General features: G+C 70.4%; 19 protein-coding genes and 1 riboswitch. Of the genes, 6 read left to right on the forward strand and 13 right to left on the reverse strand.

Annotated elements, in window-relative coordinates; all coding sequences use genetic code 11:
- Positions 1–87 precede the first annotated feature (87 nt).
- On the reverse strand, positions 88–354 hold the full coding sequence (locus KUM03_RS10800) for a DUF4190 domain-containing protein (protein ID WP_217246807.1): 267 nt from the start codon (positions 352–354) through the stop codon (positions 88–90).
- Positions 355–389: 35 nt separating this feature from the next.
- Entirely contained in the window at positions 390–557 is a 168-nt protein-coding gene (locus KUM03_RS10805) for a hypothetical protein (protein WP_217246808.1), read from the reverse strand.
- A gap of 115 nt (positions 558–672) precedes the next feature.
- Here KUM03_RS10805 and KUM03_RS10810 point away from each other — a divergent pair, with 115 nt between their 5' ends.
- Positions 673–1,299 (forward strand): TetR family transcriptional regulator, encoded by a 627-nt coding sequence (locus KUM03_RS10810; RefSeq protein WP_217246809.1) that lies wholly within the window; start codon positions 673–675, stop codon positions 1,297–1,299.
- Positions 1,300–1,350: 51 nt separating this feature from the next.
- Here KUM03_RS10810 and KUM03_RS10815 read toward each other — a convergent pair whose 3' ends face one another.
- Complete coding sequence (locus KUM03_RS10815; RefSeq protein ID WP_217246810.1) at positions 1,351–2,211, reverse strand: thioesterase family protein; 861 nt, start codon at positions 2,209–2,211, stop codon at positions 1,351–1,353.
- A 50-nt stretch (positions 2,212–2,261) separates the two neighbouring features.
- Positions 2,262–2,984 (reverse strand): TioE family transcriptional regulator, encoded by a 723-nt coding sequence (locus KUM03_RS10820; protein ID WP_217246811.1) that lies wholly within the window; start codon positions 2,982–2,984, stop codon positions 2,262–2,264.
- Between the two features lie 58 nt (positions 2,985–3,042).
- Between KUM03_RS10820 and KUM03_RS10825 the strand changes: the two genes are divergently transcribed.
- Positions 3,043–4,272: an erythromycin esterase family protein gene (locus KUM03_RS10825; protein WP_217246812.1), complete on the forward strand. Its 1,230-nt coding sequence runs from the start codon at positions 3,043–3,045 to the stop codon at positions 4,270–4,272.
- A gap of 1 nt (position 4,273) precedes the next feature.
- Here KUM03_RS10825 and KUM03_RS10830 read toward each other — a convergent pair whose 3' ends face one another.
- The 9 genes from KUM03_RS10830 to KUM03_RS10870 form a co-directional block, all read right to left on the reverse strand.
- On the reverse strand, positions 4,274–4,933 hold the full coding sequence (locus KUM03_RS10830) for a trimeric intracellular cation channel family protein (protein ID WP_073731674.1): 660 nt from the start codon (positions 4,931–4,933) through the stop codon (positions 4,274–4,276).
- Positions 4,934–5,014: 81 nt separating this feature from the next.
- Entirely contained in the window at positions 5,015–6,277 is a 1,263-nt protein-coding gene (locus tag KUM03_RS10835; protein ID WP_217246813.1) for an ABC transporter ATP-binding protein, read from the reverse strand.
- A gap of 35 nt (positions 6,278–6,312) precedes the next feature.
- Entirely contained in the window at positions 6,313–7,410 is a 1,098-nt protein-coding gene (locus tag KUM03_RS10840) for an ABC transporter ATP-binding protein (RefSeq protein WP_217246814.1), read from the reverse strand.
- Positions 7,407–8,405 carry an ABC transporter permease gene (locus KUM03_RS10845; protein ID WP_217246869.1) on the reverse strand — a complete coding sequence of 333 codons (999 nt, stop codon included), beginning with the start codon at positions 8,403–8,405 and terminating at the stop codon, positions 7,407–7,409. The genes KUM03_RS10840 and KUM03_RS10845 overlap by 4 nt, the downstream gene beginning before the upstream one ends.
- 106 nt (positions 8,406–8,511) lie before the next feature.
- Positions 8,512–10,311: an ABC transporter substrate-binding protein gene (locus tag KUM03_RS10850; RefSeq protein ID WP_217246815.1), complete on the reverse strand. Its 1,800-nt coding sequence runs from the start codon at positions 10,309–10,311 to the stop codon at positions 8,512–8,514.
- Between the two features lie 70 nt (positions 10,312–10,381).
- Positions 10,382–11,389, reverse strand: a complete 1,008-nt coding sequence (locus KUM03_RS10855) for an ABC transporter permease (RefSeq protein ID WP_217246816.1) — start codon at positions 11,387–11,389, stop codon at positions 10,382–10,384.
- Between the two features lie 315 nt (positions 11,390–11,704).
- A complete protein-coding gene (locus KUM03_RS10860) occupies positions 11,705–12,502 on the reverse strand; it encodes an enhanced serine sensitivity protein SseB C-terminal domain-containing protein (RefSeq protein WP_217246817.1) in 798 nt (265 codons plus the stop codon).
- A 167-nt stretch (positions 12,503–12,669) separates the two neighbouring features.
- The gene (locus KUM03_RS10865) at positions 12,670–13,437 is read right to left on the reverse strand and encodes an enhanced serine sensitivity protein SseB (RefSeq protein WP_217246818.1); all 768 of its coding nucleotides are present in this window, start codon (positions 13,435–13,437) and stop codon (positions 12,670–12,672) included.
- A 79-nt stretch (positions 13,438–13,516) separates the two neighbouring features.
- A complete protein-coding gene (locus KUM03_RS10870) occupies positions 13,517–14,185 on the reverse strand; it encodes an AAA family ATPase (protein WP_217246819.1) in 669 nt (222 codons plus the stop codon).
- A 180-nt stretch (positions 14,186–14,365) separates the two neighbouring features.
- Positions 14,366–14,459, forward strand: a riboswitch (glycine riboswitch).
- A gap of 160 nt (positions 14,460–14,619) precedes the next feature.
- Between KUM03_RS10870 and gcvT the strand changes: the two genes are divergently transcribed.
- The 4 genes from gcvT to KUM03_RS10890 all read left to right on the forward strand — a co-directional run bounded on the left by gcvT (position 14,620) and on the right by KUM03_RS10890 (position 18,989).
- A complete protein-coding gene (gene gcvT / locus KUM03_RS10875; RefSeq protein ID WP_217246820.1) occupies positions 14,620–15,738 on the forward strand; it encodes a glycine cleavage system aminomethyltransferase GcvT in 1,119 nt (372 codons plus the stop codon).
- Between the two features lie 110 nt (positions 15,739–15,848).
- Positions 15,849–16,226: a glycine cleavage system protein GcvH gene (gene gcvH, locus KUM03_RS10880; RefSeq protein ID WP_217246821.1), complete on the forward strand. Its 378-nt coding sequence runs from the start codon at positions 15,849–15,851 to the stop codon at positions 16,224–16,226.
- 15 nt (positions 16,227–16,241) lie between these two features.
- On the forward strand, positions 16,242–17,519 hold the full coding sequence (gene glyA / locus KUM03_RS10885) for a serine hydroxymethyltransferase (RefSeq protein WP_217246822.1): 1,278 nt from the start codon (positions 16,242–16,244) through the stop codon (positions 17,517–17,519).
- 102 nt (positions 17,520–17,621) lie between these two features.
- Positions 17,622–18,989, forward strand: coding sequence for an L-serine ammonia-lyase (locus KUM03_RS10890; RefSeq protein WP_217246823.1), 1,368 nt, complete (start codon positions 17,622–17,624; stop codon positions 18,987–18,989).
- Positions 18,990–19,104 lie beyond the last annotated feature (115 nt).

The following is a 19,104-nucleotide window of genomic DNA, read 5'->3' on the forward strand; positions in this document are numbered from 1 at the left end:
GCCGATTCTACGGGGCGGTGCCGCCCAGCCTCAGACCAAGGTTGGCCTCGTCGGACCCTTTCGGTCACAGGCTCCGGGACATCTTGGTCACAGGCTCCAGGACATCGTGTCGTCCGCGGACATGAACGCCGCCAGGACGAGCAGGTCGGCGACGCCCAGGCCGAGGCCGAGGAGGGCCCGGCCGCGGCGCGCGGTGCCGCGCCGGAGGGCGACGCTCGCCAGGGCGATGGCGATCGGGCCGAGGAAGACGTTGAGGACGAGCAGGCCGAGCAGGCCGAGGACGAAGGAGGCGACGGCCATGCCGTCGGTGTCGCGGATGCCGGTCCGGCGGGCGGCCGGTGCGGTGAGCTGCATGGTGTTCTCCCTGCCGTGCGTCGGTGGACCGTGCGTCAGTGGGCGGAGGTGCTCCGTCGGCGGCCGTGCCGTTCGCGGATCGCGAAGATGCCGAGCCAGACGGCGATGACGAGGCCGGCGGCGACGGAGAAGGTCAGCGGCGCGTGGGCGACGGTGCCCAGGACCACGCCGAGGAGCAGGAGTGCGGCGACGAGAAACAGCATGGAGCGGATCTCCCAACCTTCGGTGAACGATTGTAGTTACACTTGTTCACTGACTTCCCAGTCTAGCGCGCCTCACGGCTTTTCAATTACAGAGAACAGTTGTTAACTGCATGGCATGAGTCACACCTCCGGCGTTCGCCAGGCCCAGAAGCAGAAGACCCGGCAGGCACTGCTGGACGCGGCGCTCGTACTGCTGGAGGACCAGAGCCTGAGCAGCCTGGGCCTGCGGGAGGTCACCCGCGCGGTGGGCGTCGCGCCGACCGCCTTCTACCGCCACTTCCGCTCCACGGCCGACCTGGGCGTGGCGCTGGTCGAGGAGGCGCTGGGGAGCCTGCACCCGATGATCCGGGCCACGGTGTCACCGGACGGGGGCAGTGAGGAACGCATCGCGCGGGCGGTGGAGTTGATCGCCGGGCATGTGGCCGCCCATCCCGCGCACGTGCGTTTCGTCGCGCGCGAGCGGCATGGCGGGGTGCGGCCGGTGCGGGAGGCGATACGGGAGCAACTGGCCCGGTTCGCCGGGGAGGTGAAGGACGAGCTGGCCAAGGACCCGGTGTCGGCGGGCTGGAGCGAGGCCGACCTGCTGATGCTCGCGGGCCTGTACGTCGACCAGATGCTGGCCACGGCCTCGCTGTTCCTGGAGACGCTGGACGCGCCGGAGGGGGAGCGCCGACGCGCGGCGGACAACGCGACGCGTCAGATGCGGCTGATCAGCGTCGGCCGCCGGCACTGGTTGGAGTGACCCCCGGCGCCGGCGGCGTGCGACGGCCTCGGCCCCACGAGGCGGCCCCGGTCAGCCGAGGCGGACCCGGGCGAGCTGGCGGGACTGGGAGACCAGGCGGTCGGCGCTGTCCCAGACCTCGGCGTCCTCCTCCAGGAAGCCGCCGGCGAGGTTGCGGGTGGTGATGGAGACGCGCAGCGGGCCCGGGGCCGGACGGCAGCGCACGTGCACGGTCAGCTCGACCGTCGGCACCCAGCCCTTCAGCCCCAGCTCGAAGGCGGTGGGCGGCAGCGCGTCCACCGCGAGGAGCAGCGAGAGAGGGTCGGCGTCACGGCCGTCGGCGAGGCCGAACCAGGCCCGCATCTCACCCCGGCCTGAGGGCTGCCCGAGCGCCCACCCCAGCGTGGCGGGGTCCAGCTTGAGCATCAGGCGGTCGGCGATGGCGGAACTGCCGTCGACGGGGGCGGGGCCGTCCTCCGGGCCGAAGCACTGGTCCATCGGCGGGATGGCGGGCGGCTTCGCCGAGGTGCGGACGTCGTCGGGCAGCGTGTCGAGGTCGCCGTAGGAGGCGAGGACGCGGATGCGCTCGACCTCGTTGCCCTCGTCGTCGTACTGGAAGAGGGAGGCCTGGCCGGTGGAGAGTGTGCGCCCGGTCCGGACGGTCTCGGTGCGCACGACCGCCGGGCCCGGCTGGGAGGCGGTGAGGTAGTGCGCCGAGACGGTGAAGGGATCGGTGTGCGGGAGGGCGTCCCCGAGGGCGCGGCCCAGGACGGCCAGCAAGTAGCCGCCGTTGACGGCGTTGATGATCGTCCATCCGGCGGAGAGGTCGATGTCGTAGACACCGGGGGTGCGCCGGGAGACGGCGGTGTCCCGGTCGAACTCGCTGTCGCCGATGGTGGCCCGCGTGGCCGCTGCGGAGGCTGCTTCTGGCATGGCTGTACGGTACAACACGCAATTACTAAGCGGTAGCTTTTCTGAGTGTCTCAGGAGCGCTCCCGCAGGTACGCCTCCAGCTCGGCGGCGCCCGCCAGCATCGCCCGTCCGCGGGCGGACACCCGGTCGTGCCAGTCCCGCAGGGCGGCCTCCAGCGGCTCCAGTCCTCCGGCCCCGCGCACCTGGCCGATCACCGGGGCGATCTGCTCCAGCAGATAGCCGCCCCGCCGGAGTTGGTGAACCAGCCGGGCGTCGCGTACGTCCGTTTCGTCGTAGACGCGGTACCCCGTCAGTGGGTCCCGGCAGGGACGGACCAGTCCGGCGCGCTCCCACTTCCGCAGCGTCGCGGGACGGATGCCCAGCTCCTGGGCCAGCGGCCCGACGAACACGCCACCTCGGCCGGGCGCTTCCGCGGCGGGCGCGGACGTCAGGTCGCGCAGCGCGCGCTCCACCGCCTGGAGGGTCCGCCGGTCGGCGAGCAGCTGGGCGTGGCTCTCGTCGATGAGCCGGAACGCCTCTCCCTCCGTGTCCCGGTTGACGGCCCGCATGATCGACGCCGCGGTCTGGTGGCCGTGCCCAGGCACCAGGGCGAGGAAGGCGCCGAGGGCGCGCGCGTGCAGCGGGGTGTAGGTGCGGTATCCGCTGTCCGTGCGACCGGCGGCCGGGAGGATGCCGGACTCCTCGTAGTTCCGGACGGCCTGCGTGGACAGGCCGTGGCCGCGCGCCAGGTCCACCGGGCGCAGCTGTTCGTCACTTTGAAGGTTTCGGGCCACGAGACCGACGTTATCGCTGGAAAGTCTCCACCGAAAGTTCAACGATAGCGTTGAATGCATGGCTACCAACATCAAGGACACCGCCCGTGCCGTCGAGGCCGCCGCCCTCATGGAGCTGCTGCCGGCCCGGCCCCGGATGCTCGCGCTGGGCGAGCCGACCCATGGCGAGGAGCTGCTGCTCGAGGTGCGCAACGAGTTGTTCCGGCGACTGGTCGAGGAGGAGGGCTACCGGACGATCGCGATCGAGAGCGACTGCCTGACGGGGCTGGTCGTCGACGATCACGTCACCTCGGGCGCGGGCACGCTCGACGAGGCCATGGAACGCGGGTTCAGCCACGGGTTCGGCGCGTCCGCCGCCAACCGGGAACTGGTGCGCTGGATGCGGGCGTACAACGAGGGCCGGCCCGCCTCCGAACGCGTCCGGTTCGCCGGTTTCGACGGCCCGCTGGAGATCACCCACGCCGAGAGCCCGAGGCGGGCCCTCAACGCCCTGCACGCCTGTCTCGCGGACCGGGTGGACGCCGGTCTGCTCCCCTGCGACGCGGAGACCCTGGACCGTCTGCTGGGTCCGGACGAACGGTGGACGGATCCCGCCGCGATGACGGACCCGGCCCGGTCGGTGGGGCGGTCGGCCGAGGCCCGGGAGCTGCGACTGCTCGCCGACGACCTGGTGTCGCTGCTCGACGAGCAGGCACCGCGACTGCTCGCGGCGGGCTCGCGGGAGGGCCGGGAGGGCCTGGACCGGGCGCTCCTGTACGGACGTACCGCCACCGGCCTGCTGCGTTACCACTCCTGGATGGCCGACCCCTCACCGGCTCGCATGAACCGGCTGCTGGGCCTGCGGGACCGGATGATGGCGGACAACCTGCTCGCGCTCGCCGACCGGGGCCCGGTGCTCGTCCACGCGCAGAATGCCCACCTCCAGCGGGAGAAGAGCGGCATGCGGATGTGGCAGGGGCCGGTGGAGTGGTGGAGTGCCGGTGCGCTGGTGAGCGCGCGGCTCGGCGAGGAGTACGCCTTCGTCGCCACGGCCCTCGGCACCATCCGGCACCAGGGTGTGGACACGCCGCCGCCGGACACCCTCGAAGGGCTCCTGTACGCCCTCCCTCAGGACCGCTGCCTCGTCGACGCCGCCCGGCTGGCCGCCGCCCTCGGTCACCCGGCGCCCGCTCCCCGCAAGTCCCCCTGGTTCGGCTACGCGCCGCTCGCCCCGGACCACCTGCCCTCGATCGACGGCGTGGTCTTCATCAAGGACATGCCGCGCACGGACATCCCGCACCGCCCGTGACTCACTCCCCCTCCACCACACCCGACCGCCGGTTCCAGGCGCGCGGGGCCCGCCAGTGGAAGCGCAGGGCGAGCAGCCGCAGGACGAAGGCGGTGACCACCGCGAGCCCGGTGGTGAACGGGGTGAGGGCCTCGTAGCGGATGCAGAGGGCGACCATGGTGGCGCCGACGATCGCGGGGACGGCGTACAGGTCGCGGTCCCAGCGCAGCAGCGAGGGCACCTCGTTGGCGAGGACGTCCCGCAGCACGCCGCCGCCCACGGCGGTGGCCAGGCCCAGGCAGGCGGAGGCGGTCAGGCCCAGCCCGTAGTCGTAGGCCTTGGTGGTGCCGGCGACACAGAACAGGCCGAGGCCCGCCGCGTCGAAGACGTTCACGCCGGTCTGGAGGCGCTCCACGTGCGGGTGGAGGAAGAAGACCAGCGCGGTGGCGAACAGCGGGGTGACGAAGTACCCCAGGTCCGTGAAGGCGGCGGGCGGTACGGCGCCGATGACCAGGTCCCGGAACAGTCCCCCGCCCAGCGCGGTGACCTCGGCGAGGACGGCGATGCCGAACACGTCGAAGTTCTTGCGTACGGCCAGCAGCGCGCCGGAGATGGCGAAGACGAAGATGCCGACCAGGTCGAGCGTGTGCTGGACGGTGGGGGTGAAGAGTTGCTCGTACACCCTGCCATTCTCACCTGCCGGTGAGCCCTCGCCTTGCAAACGAAGGCGGGGGCTCACCGGTGCGGCAGGGGCGCCGCGGGGTCACTTCTCCTTGGCGGGAGGCTCCTCGTCGGTGTCCTCGGCAGCCTTCGCTCCCTTTGCGTCCGGCTCCGGCTCCGGAGTCTCGGTCTCCGTGTCCTCCACCTCCGCGGCCACCGCCGCCGAGGTCCGGGCCGACTCGGCGAGCGCGTCCTCAGCCACCAGCTCCGCCGCCTCCTTGGCGTCGGAGAGCAGGACGACGTCCTGCGGGGCCTGGTCCTCGAAGTTCTCCGGGTGGTGGCAGGCGACCTGCTGACCGGGCCGCAGCTCCTTCAGCGGCGGCTCGGTCGTCTTGCAGACCTCCGTCGCCTTCCAGCACCGGGTGTGGAAGCGGCAGCCGCTCGGCGGGGAGATCGGCGAGGGCACGTCGCCCTTGAGCAGGATGCGCTCGCTCTTGGCGCCGCGCCGCGCCGGGTCCGGGATCGGGACCGCCGACATCAGCGCCTTGGTGTACGGGTGCATCGGCGACTTGTAGAGCAGGTCGCGGTCGGCCAGCTCCATGATCTTGCCGAGGTACATCACCGCGATCCGGTCCGAGACGTGCCGGACCACGGACAGGTCGTGCGCGATGATCACGTACGTCAGGCCCAGCTCCTGCTGGAGGTCGTCGAGGAGGTTGACGACCTGGGCCTGGATCGACACGTCGAGCGCGGAGACCGGCTCGTCGGCCACGACCAGCTTGGGGTTGAGCGCGAGCGCGCGGGCGATGCCGATGCGCTGGCGCTGACCGCCGGAGAATTCGTGCGGGTAGCGGTTGTAGTGCTCGGGGTTGAGGCCGACCACCGACAGCAGCCGCTGGACCTCCTTCTTGACTCCGCCCTCGGGCTGGACGCCCTGGAGCTTGAAGGGGGCGCTGACGATCGTGCCGATGGTGTGGCGCGGGTTCAGCGACGAGTACGGGTCCTGGAAGATCATCTGCACGTCGCGGCGCAGCGGGCGCATGCCGCCGACCCCGAGGTGGGTGATGTCCTTGCCCTCGAACTCGACCTTGCCGGCGGTCGGCTCCAGCAGCCGGGTGATCAGCCGGCCCATGGTCGACTTGCCGCAGCCCGACTCGCCCACGACGCCGAGGGTTTCCCCGGAGCGGACCTCGAAGTCGATGCCGTCGACGGCGCGCACCGCGCCGACCTGGCGCTGCAGCAGGCCCTTCTTGATCGGGAAGTGCTTCTGCAGCCCGGTCACCTTCAGCAGGGTCTCGCCGCGGGCGGCGTCCTTGGCGAGGGTGGCAGTACCTGCCGAGCCGTCGCTCTGTGCCGGGATGGTCACCGCTTCGTCCTCTGCCTTTGCCTTTGCTTCGTCGCTCACAGCTTCGGCGCAATCTCTTCGGTCCAGATCCGCTCCCGCTGCTCCTGCGACATGTGGCAGGCGGCCCAGTGCTTGCTGCCGACCTCGGTCAGCTCGGGGCGGACCGTGCGGGTGACATCGTCCTTGGGCACGTCGGCGTACGGGCAGCGCGGGTTGAAGGCGCAGCCGGACGGGAGGTTGATCAGGGAGGGCGGGGAGCCCTTGACCGGGATGAGGCGCTCCTGCTGGTCGCGGTCGAGCCGCGGCATCGAGCCGAGCAGGCCCCAGGTGTAGGGGTGCCGGGGCTCGTAGAACACCTTCTCCGCCGGGCCCCGCTCGACGCACCGGCCGCCGTACATCACCAGCAGGTCGTCGGCCAGCTCGGCGACGACGCCCAGGTCGTGGGTGATGACGATGACCGCGGAGCCGAACTCCTTCTGCAGGTCCCGGATGAGGTCGAGGATCTGCGCCTGGACGGTCACGTCCAGGGCGGTGGTCGGCTCGTCCGCGATGAGCAGCTCGGGGTTGTTGACCAGCGACATCGCGATCATCGCGCGCTGGCGCATACCGCCGGAGAACTCGTGCGGGTAGCTGTCCACCCGCTTGTCCGGCTGCGGGATGCCGACGCGGTCGAGCATCTCCACCGCGCGGCGCTTGGCGGTCTTCTTGTCCACGTCGTGGTGGATGCGGTACGCCTCCACGATCTGCTGCCCGATCGTGTAGTACGGGTGCAGCGCGGACAGCGGGTCCTGGAAGATCATCGCCATCTCGCGGCCGCGCAGCTTGCGCACGTGGTCCGGGTCGGCGGAGAGCAGCTCGGTGCCGTCCAGCCAGATCTCGCCGGAGATCTGCGCCTTGCGCTTGCCGTACTGGCCGGCGGTGTGCAGGCCCATGATGCCGAGCGAGGTCACCGACTTGCCGGAGCCGGACTCGCCGACGATGCCGAGGGTCTTGCCCCGCTCCAGCTGGAAGCTGAGCCCGTCGACGGACTTGACCAGGCCGTCGTCGGTCGGGAAGTGCACCTTCAGGTCGCGTACTTCCAGGAAGGCGCTCGGCGTGGGCGAGGAGCCGGTGGGCTCGCCCACGGCTGCTCCGCTCTTGCTGAGGTCGGTCATGCGAGCCTCACTCGGGGGTCGATCACGGCGTACAGGACGTCCACCACGAGGTTGGCGATCAGCACCGCGCAGGAAGTAATCAGGGTGACGCCCAGGATAAACGGCAGGTCCTGGTTCTGGATCGCGTCCAGGACCTTCTGGCCGAGGCCGGGGAGGCTGAACGTGGTCTCGGTGAGGATCGCGCCGCCCATGAGGGCGCCGAGGTCCATGCCGAGCATGGTGAGCAGCGGGGTCAGCGTCGACCGCATGGCGTGCTTGCGGATGACGACCGGTTCCCTCAGGCCCTTGGCGCGCGCGGTGCGGATGTAGTCCTCGCCGAGGATCTCCATCATGGTGGCCCGGGTGATCCGGGCGTACATCGCGGCGTACAGGAAGGCCAGGGTGACCCAGGGCAGGATCATGCCGCCGAGCCAGCCGGTGAGGCTGTCCTCCAGGGGCACGAACTGTCCGTCGATCCAGCCCAGGCCGTAGGAGAAGATCGCCAGGCTGAGCAGACCGGTGAAGTAGATGGGGAGGGAGACGCCCGCGAGCGCGACGATCATCGCGCCGCGGTCCCACAGGGTGCCCCGCTTCAGCGCGGAGAGCACACCGGCGGCGAGGCCGAAGATCAGCCAGAGCACGGCGGCACCGAGAGCGAGGGCCAGGGTCACCGGGAAGCGCTCGGTCAGCACGGGCCAGACGGCCTGCTCGGTCTTGAAGGAGTACCCGAAGCACGGCGCGGCGCAGTTGGTCACGTCGCCGCCGGAGGCGTAGGTGCGCCCCACGAAGATGCCCTTGATGAACTCCCAGGCCTGGACGACGACCGGGTCGTCGAGGCTCAGCTTCTGCCGCACGGCCTCGACGGCGTCGGGGCCGGCCTGCTTGCCCACGTAGTTCAGGGCGATGTCGACGCCCGCCCACTTGGGGACGAGGAAGAAGATGCAGAAGACCACCAGGATGATGACCACCAGCATCACTGCGGCGGCGAACAGCCGCCTGATGAGGTAAGCGAGCACAGCGTGCGGCCCGCTGCGGACCGCGGGCACCGGAGATCGTCCGGTGCCCGCGGTCACGCCGCGCCGGCCTTCACCTGCCTTTCGTGCCGTACGGCGGGTGTGCCGGTTACTTCTTCGGGTTCTTCAGACCGAGGTTGACGAAGTCGTACATACCGCTGTAGCCGTCGGTGGTGTACACGTTCGCCAGGTTGTCCGAGCGCCAGTTGATGAACTTCTCGAAGACGAAGGGCAGGTAGTAAGCGCCCTCCATCACCTTGTGGTTGATCTCCGTGGCGATCTTGGCCTTGCCGGCGTCGTCCAGCTCGGTCAGGTAGTCGTCGAACAGGCCGTCGATCTCCTTGTCCTTGATCAGCGCGAAGTTGTTGTTGGCGCTCTCAAGGATGTAGTCGCTGTGCCACAGCGGCAGACCGTAGCCCTGGACGGACGGGAAGTCCGGACCCCAGCCCATGATGATGACGCCGTAGCCCTTCTTGGCCACGTTCGAGGGGCTGCCGACGACGCTGGCGTACTGCGAGCCGTCGTACTGCTCGATCTCGAGGTCGATGCCGACCTTCTTCAGCGACGCCTGCATCGACTCGGCCGTGGCGACCTCGACCGGCTTGTTGTTGCGGACGGCGATCTTGCTCTTGAAGCCGTTGGGCTTGCCGCAGGCCTTCAGCTCTTCCTTGGCCTTCTCGACGTTGCCCTTCTTGTTGGCACCGGCGATCTGGTACGGGTCGTACTTCTGGCCCTCGGAACCCGGGACGGACGGCGGCAGCATGTTGGTGCCGATGTCACCGCCGGCGATCGGGCCGCCGCGCGCGGTCTGCAGCGAGACGTGGTCGGCGCCGTAGATCATGGCCTTGCGGCAGTGGATGTTGTCGAACGGCTTCACGTTCGTCGCGAAGGTCGCGTAGCGGATGTAGCCGGAGACCGGGTTGTCCAGGTTCTCCTTGTGCTCCTTCAGGGCGGTGGTGCGGCCCTGCGGGGACAGACCGGTCTGGGCGAGGTCCAGGTCGTAGTCACCCGCGATGAGACGGGCGTCCAGGTCGTTGGCGTTGGAGAAGAACTTGATCGTGATCTTGTCCGGGTACGCCTTGCGGACCGGGTCCGAGTCCTGGTTCCACTCGGTGTTGCGGACCAGGGTGAGGTCCTTGCCGGGGTTGTAGGACTCGAACTTGTACGGGCCCGAGGAGAACGGGCGCAGGCCGTACTTGGACTTGGTGTCCTTGTCCTGGCGGACCGGGGACGCCGAGGTCAGCGCCAGCATCTCCTCGAAGTCCGAGTTGGCCTTCGGCAGCTTGAAGACGATGGTCTTGTCGTCCGGCGTCTCGATCGCCTTCAGACCCAGCTTGTCCTTGGACTTGTCCTTGTACGGACCCGGGTACTCGTCCTTGGGGTCGAGCACCTCCTTGAGGTACGTCGGACCGCCGGACAGCACGTCCTGCGCCCAGACGCGCTCGATGCCGTACTTGACGTCCTTGGAGGTGATCGGCTTGCCGTCCTCCCAGGTGACGCCGTCACGCAGGGTGTACGTGTACGTCTTGCCGTCGTCGGAGACCTTGGCGAGACCGGTGGCGAGGTCGGGGGTGACCTCCGCGCCCGCCTTGCCCGGCTCGGTCTTGTTCGTGACGAGCTGGCGGCTGTAGTAGCGGGAGAAGTTCCACATGAAGCCGTAGTAGCCGCGCGTGGTGTCCCACGAGTCGGCGTCCTGCGTGCTCGCGAACTTCAGCGTGCCGCCCTTCTTGGCCGCGGAGGCCTGGGCGACCTTGTTGTTGGCCGCGTTGAAGCCGGGCGCGCCGTTCTTCGAGCCGCCGCCGCTGTCGTCTCCGCCGCCGCCGCACGCCGCCGTGGTCAGCAGCGCGGCGACCACTGCGGCAGCGGCCAAAGCCTGCTTGCGCCGCCCTGAGGTGCGTTGGGTAGTCACGATCTCGGATCCTCCGGATTAGATGAGAGACCCCGTGCAGGTGCCACGGGTCGCTTTACGGAACGGCAGGTCAGCGGGAGCCCTTCGGGTCCAGCGCGTCGCGTACGCCGTCACCGAAGAGGTTGAAGGCAAGAACGGTGATGAAGATCGCCACACCCGGGATCACCATGTACATGGGATCCGACTTGTAGTAGTCGATCGCGCTCGACAGCATCTGCCCCCAGGAGGAGGTGGGCGGCTTGACGCCCACGCCCAGGAAGCTGAGTGCGGCCTCGGTGAGGATGTTGGTCGGGATCATCATCGTCGTGTAGACGATGATCGGCGCCACCAGGTTGGGCAGCAGTTCCTTGAACAGGATGTAGAAGCGTCCGGCACCCAGGGACCGGGCGGCCTCGACGTACTCCCGCTCGCGCATGGAGAGGGTCTGACCGCGGACCACACGGCCGATGTAGGGCCAGCCGAAGAAGCCGATGACCAGGATCATCATGAGCAGGCGGACACCGGTGCCGCTGAGGCCCAGCATGCTGTCCGGCATGACCGAGACCAGCGCGATGATGAAAAGCAGCTGCGGGAAGGCCAGCAGGCCGTCCATGATCCGGCTGATGAGGGCGTCGACCCAGCCGCCGAAGAAGCCGGCCAGGACGCCGAGGACGGTACCGATGATCACGGCCACGATCGCGGACAGGAAGCCGACGAGGAGCGAGATCCGGGCGCCGTGGACGATGCGGGCGAAGATGTCGCGGCCGTTGACCGGCTCGACGCCCAGCCAGTGCTCACCGCTCATGCCCCCCAGGGAGCCGGTGGGCGTGCCGAACAGCGGGTCGATCAGGTCCTCGTGGAATTCGTTGGGGTCCTGGCCGTAGAGCGAGGTGATCAGGGGCGCGAGGATCGCGACGACGATGAGGAAGAGCACGACGATGCCGCCCGCGAGGGCCAGCTTGTCCCGCTTCAGGCGCTCCCAGGCGATGCGGCCGAGGGAACGCCCCTGAACCGCCTTGGCCTCGCCGCCGGCAACCGCCGCTTCCTCGGCCGCGCTCGGGGCCGCCTCCGCGGTCGGCTCGTGCAATGGTGCCGTCATCTGGCAGGGACCCCTCTCAACCGGCGGTAGCCGGCCCGCACTTGCCGCTGTAGCGGCGTGATCAGTCCGTCGTACACAGGGGCGAACAACCACCCCTTGGTGCGGGAGTCTTCAACGCTTTGGCGATCTGTAGCCAGACTTGACGGGGAATGGATGCGCAACCGTGATGCTGTTCGAGGTGTTCCGTTATCCGGACAGTGGGTAACGGGGGCCGGACGCGGACGAGTTGGGGCATCGGTGGCACAGTGGTGCCATCCGCCTTCGTCTACGCGCGAAGATGTCCGTCCACCGCGGACGGGAGGAGTCGCCGGGCGGTCAGTACCGGCCCTGGGCCGGAGGGTATCCGTACCCGCCCGCCGGTGCCTGTGCGGGGGCGGCCGCGTGGGCCTCGCGGTCGTAGAACGGGCGGGCGTTGGCACGCAGCCACATGGCGACCGGGTCGTGGGCGTCGGTCATCGCGACGGTCGACACGGGCAGCCCGTCCGGGACCGCGCCGACGGACTGCTGCATCATCGCGCGCACCGCGTCGACGGCCGGCGGGGAGGTGTCGTACACGTCGAGACCGATGGCGAGGTACGGCGCCCCGAGCGCCGGCTGCACCCAGGCGCGGCGCAACGCGCGGACCGCGGGGGTGCGGTGGGCGTTCTGCGCGAGCAGGGCGTAGAACTGCGGGACCTCGATGGCCGGTTCGGACAGCCGCAGCGGGCCGGCGGGCTGGCGGTCCAGGCCGGAGGCGATGCGGCGCAGATCCAGCCAGGGGATGCCGACGCCGCCGCCGGGGGCGTGCGGGTTGAGCCACAGGCCGTAGTGGTCGGGGTAGAGGGCGCGGGCCGCCTCCAGGCCGTCGACCACCTCGTACGACCGGTTCCAGCCGCTGGCCGACAGCTCCTGGGCGGAGGTGACGCAGGGCGCGTAGCCGAAGCCGTCGACCTCCATGTTCCCGTACTGGGCGTCCGGGGAGCCGGCCTGGCCGTGCCAGAGCAGCATCCAGACCTGGCCGGAGGTGGGGGTGGCGAGCGCGCGGAGCAGGGCCTCGTAAGCGTCGTAGCGCCCGGGGGTCACCTGGCGCAGCATGTGCTCGACCTGTCCGGTCGTGGTGCCGCTGGCGCTCACGTGTATCGCCCCTTCGAGAAGTTCCCCGGTTGTGAACCCAGCTTAAGGCTCCGCGGGGTGGGGGGCGCCTATGAGCTCGGGGGGTGGTGTGCGTTGGCGGGTGCGGGTTCGTCGTGGTTGCGCGCGCAGTTCCCCGCGCCCCTTGGGTGCGATTCCCTACCCGGCGATTACAAGTCCCGGTCGTAGAAGGGGTGGACGTTCGTTCGCAGCCAGTCGCAGACCGGGTCCTGGGCCGCCTCCAGGAGGACCAGGTTGACCTGGGTCTTCAGGGGGGCCTTGGTGAGGGCTCGGCCGAGGGCGTCCAGGGGGAGGGTGCGGGCGTCGTCCTCCCAGTGGGTGAGTTCGACGCCTACGAAGACCACCGGGTCGGCGGTCTCGATGGCGGCCATGCAGCGGCGGGCGGTGCGGACGACGCCGGTCGCGGCGAACTCGGCGGAGGCGGCGGCCAGGAAGTCCACCGGGTCGTCCTGCCAGTCCGGTTCGAAGAGGCGGACCCGGCCGCCGGACGCGGGCCCGTCCAGCGGGGTGCGGCCGGCTCGGCACAGCTCGGCCACGGCGGGCGGCGGCAGCGGGATGCCGACCACGCCGTCCGGGTTGACGGCGATGCCGACCTGCGGGGGCAGGCCCCGGGCGAACTCCACGGCCGGGGCGACGGTGTACCCCATCTGCGCGCCGGCGACCTGGCGGAGCTGCTCCTCGGAGCTGAACACCGGGACGTAGGCCTGGCCGTCGATCTCCAGCGAGGGCAGGTCGAGGGGGCCGCTGTGCGGGCCGCCGCCGTTCGGCAGGGGTATCCACAGGAAGCTGCGGCCGAGCACCTCCACGATCCGGCCGCCGGCCGACGGGACGCCGAGGGAGGCGGACAGCACCTCCTCCAGCTCGTTGCCGGGCCATCCGCCGTGCGGGTGGGGGTGCGCCTGTGCCGGGAAGTCCATCTGTCCGCCTACCGCCTGCCTGGTACCGCTGCTGTGGCTGAAAAGGCTAACCCGTTCGGGTGTGCGGCCCTACGGTGCGTCACCCGGTGAACGCGATCCGGTGGAGCGTGTCGGCCGCGGCACGGTCCAGGAGGACGGCCGAGGTGCAGCCCGCGGGCAGGGTGCCCTCGGTCACCGCGCGCAGCAGGCGGGTGTTGGCCGTGCGGTGCCGCAGGAAGGCGTACCGGGACACGCCCCGGCCTCGCTCCCGCTGGCCGGCCAGCGCGTCGTCGGCGTCGACGTCGAGGAGCAGCAGGTGCAGGGTGCCCTCGCGGCGGCGGGCCTCGCGGGCCAGCCAGGCGCGCACCCAGGACTGCGTGCCGCAGTCGTGCACGACGACACCCTCACCGGAGCGCAGCGCCTCGCGCAGTCCGGCGTAGTGGGCGAGGCGGACGAGGGGGCGGTAGAGGGCGTACGGCAGGAAGCGCGGCATGCGGCGGTCCCAGCGGTCACGGGTGTCCTGGGAGTCGATGCGCCGGCCGCGCACGGTGCGCTCCATCAGCGTGGACTTGCCGCTGCCGGGCAGGCCGGTGATCACCACCAGGTCCCGGGGTCCGAAGAGCAGGGCGTGCGGGCTGCGGCCGCCGCGGTCCCTCAGGTCGCGGACGACGGGTGCGGGCAGTTCGGCGCACGCCTGAGGTGCCGGGGCGACGGGCTGCTTGGGCAGCGCGAGACCCGAGGTCGTGGCGTACGCCGTGGTCCTGTTCACCGTGATCGTCCTCCCCTGGGGCGGTTCACGAGTTACCGTCCCCGTCGAGTGTAAAGAGAAGGTAATGCGCAGGTCTCGCGTTTTCGTGCGCTTACTGCCACAGGCCGGTTACAGATATCGGTCTGCCCACGGACGTGGGCGGCGTGCAATGATGGCGGCGCCAACTGCATACCGGCCGTTTGAATCCGCGCGGGAGAGTCCCCGGCCGCGCCGGGGCGCCGAAGGAGCAAGTCCCTCCCTTGAATCTCTCAGGCACCGTTACCGCGCGGGCGAGGCACATCTGAAAAGCGGGCCGCCCTGAGACGGCGGCCCCACCCAAGGTGCAAGCCCTGATCGCCGTACTCCGGTGGTCGTGGCGAACCTCTCAGGTTCCGATGACAGATGGGGAGGAACGACCTCGCCCGTGCCGTCCTGTCCTGGGAGACGACCGACCGATGAGCAGCACAGAACTCCGCCGTACCGCGCTCGATGCCACGCATCGCGCGCTGGGCGCGACGATGACCGACTTCGCCGGCTGGGACATGCCCCTGCGCTACGGCTCCGAGCGCGACGAGCACGTCGCGGTGCGCACCCGGGCCGGGCTCTTCGACCTCTCGCACATGGGCGAGATCACGGTCACCGGCCCCCAGGCCGCCGATCTGCTGAACTTCGCGCTGGTCGGCAACATCGGCAGCGTGAAGCCGGGCCGTGCCCGCTACACGATGATCTGCCGCGAGGACGGCGGCATCCTGGACGACCTGATCGTCTACCGGCTCGACGACACCGAGTACATGGTGGTCGCCAACGCCTCCAACGCCCAGGTGGTGCTGGACGCGCTGACCGAGCGGGCCGCCGGCTTCGACGCCGAGGTGCGCGACGACCGGGACGCGTACGCGCTGCTGGCCGTACAGGGCCCTCAGTCCCCGGCCATCGTGAAGAGCCTCACCGACGCCGACCTGGACGGTCTGAAGTACTACGCCGGCCTTCCCGGCACCGTCGCGGGCGTCCCTGCGCTCATCGCGCGCACCGGCTACACCGGCGAGGACGGCTTCGAGCTGTTCGTGAAGCCCGAGCACGCCGTCGAGCTGTGGCAGGCGCTGACCAAGGCGGGCGAGGGCGCCGGGCTGGCCCCGTGCGGCCTGTCCTGCCGGGACACGCTCCGCCTGGAGGCGGGCATGCCGCTGTACGGGCACGAGCTGACGACCGCCCTGACGCCCTTCGACGCCGGGCTCGGCCGGGTGGTGAAGTTCGAGAAGGAGGGCGACTTCGTGGGGCGCGCCGCGCTGACCGAGGCCGCCGAGCGCGCCGCTTCGGAGCCTCCCCGCGTCCTGGTCGGCCTGGTCGCCGAGGGCCGCCGGGTCCCGCGCGCCGGTTACCAGGTCGTCGCCGGCGGCGAGGTGGTCGGCGAGGTGACGTCCGGCGCGCCGTCCCCGACGCTGGGCAAGCCGATCGCCATGGCGTACGTCGACCCCGCGCACGCGGCGCCGGGCACCGAGGGTGTCGGCGTGGACATCCGGGGCAGCCACGAGCCGTACGAGGTCGTGGCGCTGCCGTTCTACAAGCGCCAGAAGTAGACACTGGGCGGCGGGACCTTCGCCGTCCCGCGCGCGTTCTCGCTGATCACCAGCGGTTTCCGCAGTCCCCCCTTCATCAGCACTCCCCCGCGTACAGGAGAATTCAGGCCATGAGCAACCCCCAGCAGCTGCGTTACAGCAAGGAGCACGAGTGGCTGTCGGGCGCCGAGGACGGCGCTTCGACGGTCGGCATCACGGAGCACGCGGCCAACGCGCTCGGTGACGTGGTCTTCGTCCAGCTCCCCGAGGTCGGCGACTCGGTGACCGCGGGCGAGACCTGCGGCGAACTGGAGTCCACCAAGTCGGTCTCCGACCTGTACTCCCCCGTCTCCGGTGAGATCACCGAGGTCAACGAGGACGTCGTCAACGACCCGTCGCTGGTGAACTCCGCGCCCTTCGAGGGCGGCTGGCTGTTCAAGGTGCGGATCACGGACGAGCCGGCCGACCTGCTCTCGGCCGACGAGTACACCGCCTTCACCGCCGGCTGAGGAGACACGGACCGCATGTCGCTTCTGAACACACCCCTGCACGAGCTCGACCCCGACGTCGCCGCCGCCGTCGACGCCGAGCTGGACCGCCAGCAGTCCACCCTGGAGATGATCGCCTCGGAGAACTTCGCTCCGGTCGCGGTCATGGAGGCCCAGGGCTCGGTCCTCACCAACAAGTACGCCGAGGGCTACCCGGGCCGCCGCTACTACGGCGGCTGCGAGCACGTCGACGTGGTCGAGCAGATCGCCATCGACCGGGTCAAGGCGCTCTTCGGCGCCGAGCACGCCAACGTGCAGCCGCACTCGGGCGCCCAGGCCAACGCGGCGGCGATGTTCGCGCTGCTCAAGCCGGGCGACACGATCATGGGTCTGAACCTCGCCCACGGCGGGCACCTGACCCACGGCATGAAGATCAACTTCTCCGGCAAGCTCTACAACGTCGTCCCGTACCACGTCGGCGACGACGGCCAGGTCGACATGGCCGAGGTGGAGCGCCTCGCCAAGGAGACCCAGCCGAAGCTGATCGTGGCCGGTTGGTCGGCGTACCCGCGTCAGCTGGACTTCGCCGCGTTCCGCAAGGTCGCGGACGAGGTCGGCGCGTACCTGATGGTCGACATGGCGCACTTCGCCGGTCTGGTCGCGGCGGGCCTGCACCCGAACCCGGTCCCGCACGCCCACGTCGTGACCACCACCACCCACAAGACGCTGGGCGGCCCGCGCGGCGGTGTGATTCTCTCCACCGCCGAGCTGGCCAAGAAGATCAACTCCGCCGTCTTCCCCGGTCAGCAGGGTGGCCCGCTGGAGCACGTGGTCGCCGCGAAGGCCGTCGCCTTCAAGGTCGCCGCGAGCGAGGACTTCAAGGAGCGCCAGGGCCGTACGCTGGAGGGTGCCCGCATCCTCGCCGAGCGCCTGGTGCGGGACGACGCGAAGGCGGCGGGCGTCTCCGTCCTGACCGGCGGCACGGACGTCCACCTGGTCCTGGTCGACCTGCGCGACTCCGAGCTGGACGGACAGCAGGCCGAGGACCGTCTCCACGAGGTCGGCATCACGGTCAACCGCAATGCCGTCCCGAACGACCCGCGTCCGCCGATGGTGACCTCCGGTCTGCGCATCGGTACGCCGGCCCTGGCGACCCGCGGCTTCACGGCCGAGGACTTCGCCGAGGTCGCGGACGTGATCGCCGAGGCGCTGAAGGCACCCTCTCCCTTCGGGGCGGCCGACGCCGAAGCCCTCAAGGCCCGGGTGAAGGCCCTGGCCGACAAGCACCCGCTGTACCCGGGTCTGAACAAGTAGACACCGCGTGTGCACGGGGGTGCCGTGCCCGTCACGAGCGGGCACGGCACCCCGTCCCCCGAAGCACCACCTCTGCACCACCCCCGTTCTGAGGAGTCCCCCGTGGCCATCTCGGTCTTCGACCTGTTCTCGATCGGCATCGGCCCGTCGAGCTCCCACACGGTCGGCCCGATGCGCGCGGCCCGCATGTTCGCCCGCCGCCTGCGGGGCGAGGAGCTGCTGGGCTCCGTCGCCTCGGTCCGCGCCGAGCTGTACGGCTCGCTCGGCGCCACCGGCCACGGCCACGGCACCCCCAAGGCGGTGCTGCTCGGCCTGGAGGGCGACTCGCCCCGCACCGTGGACGTGGAGACGGCCGACGACCGCGTCGAGACGATCAGGTCGTCCGGCCGCATCAGCCTCCTCGGCGAGCACGAGATCGCCTTCTCCTACGACGACGACATGGTCCTGCACCGCCGCAAGGCCCTCCCCTACCACGCCAACGGCATGACCCTGTGGGCGTACGACGCGGCGGGCACGGAAGTGCTCTCCAAGACGTACTACTCGGTCGGCGGCGGCTTCGTCGTCGACGAGGACGCGGTGGGCGCCGACCGCATCGTCCTCGACGACACGGTCCTCAAGTACCCCTTCCGCACCGGCGACGAGTTGCTGCGCCTCGCCCGCGAGACGGGCCTGTCCATCTCCGCCCTGATGCTGGAGAACGAGCGAGCCTGGCGCGACGAGGACGAGATCCGCGAGGGCCTGCTGGAGATCTGGCGCGTGATGCGGGCCTGCGTGGACCGCGGCATGTCCCGCGAGGGCATCCTGCCGGGCGGCCTGAAGGTCCGCCGCCGCGCCGCCAACACCGCGCGCAAGCTGCGCTCGGAAGGCGACCCGCAGGCCCTGGCGATGGAGTGGATCACCCTCTACGCCATGGCCGTGAACGAGGAGAACGCGGCCGGCGGCCGGGTCGTCACCGCCCCGACGAACGGCGCGGCGGGCATCATCCCGGCGGTCCTGCACTACTACGTGAACTTCGTCCCCGGCGCCGACGAGGACGGTGTGGTCCGCTTCCTCCTGGCCGCGGGCGCGATCGGCATGCTCTTCAAGGAGAACGCCTCCATCTCCGGCGCCGAGGTCGGCTGCCAGGGCGAGGTCGGCTCCGCCTGCTCGATGGCGGCCGGCGCCCTCGCCGAGGTGCTGGGCGGCTCCCCCGAGCAGGTGGAGAACGCCGCCGAGATCGGCATGGAGCACAACCTCGGCCTCACCTGCGACCCGGTCGGCGGCCTCGTCCAGATCCCGTGCATCGAGCGCAACGGCATGGCCGCGGTCAAGGCGGTCACGGCGGCGCGGATGGCGATGCGGGGCGACGGCTCGCACAAGGTGTCCCTGGACAAGGTCATCAAGACCATGAAGGACACCGGCGCGGACATGTCGGTGAAGTACAAGGAGACGGCGCGGGGCGGGCTGGCGGTGAACATCATCGAGTGCTGACCCGGCGGGGGCTCGCGGGCACGGCCGGGGCCGGCCCAGGATGCGGGCGTCTCACATGATGACACCCGCTTTCCGAAAAACAAGACGGCTGAGATCGTTGCGGTACCCATGTTTC

This window comes from Streptomyces sp. AC602_WCS936 (assembly GCF_019049125.1).
Classification (GTDB): domain Bacteria; phylum Actinomycetota; class Actinomycetes; order Streptomycetales; family Streptomycetaceae; genus Streptomyces.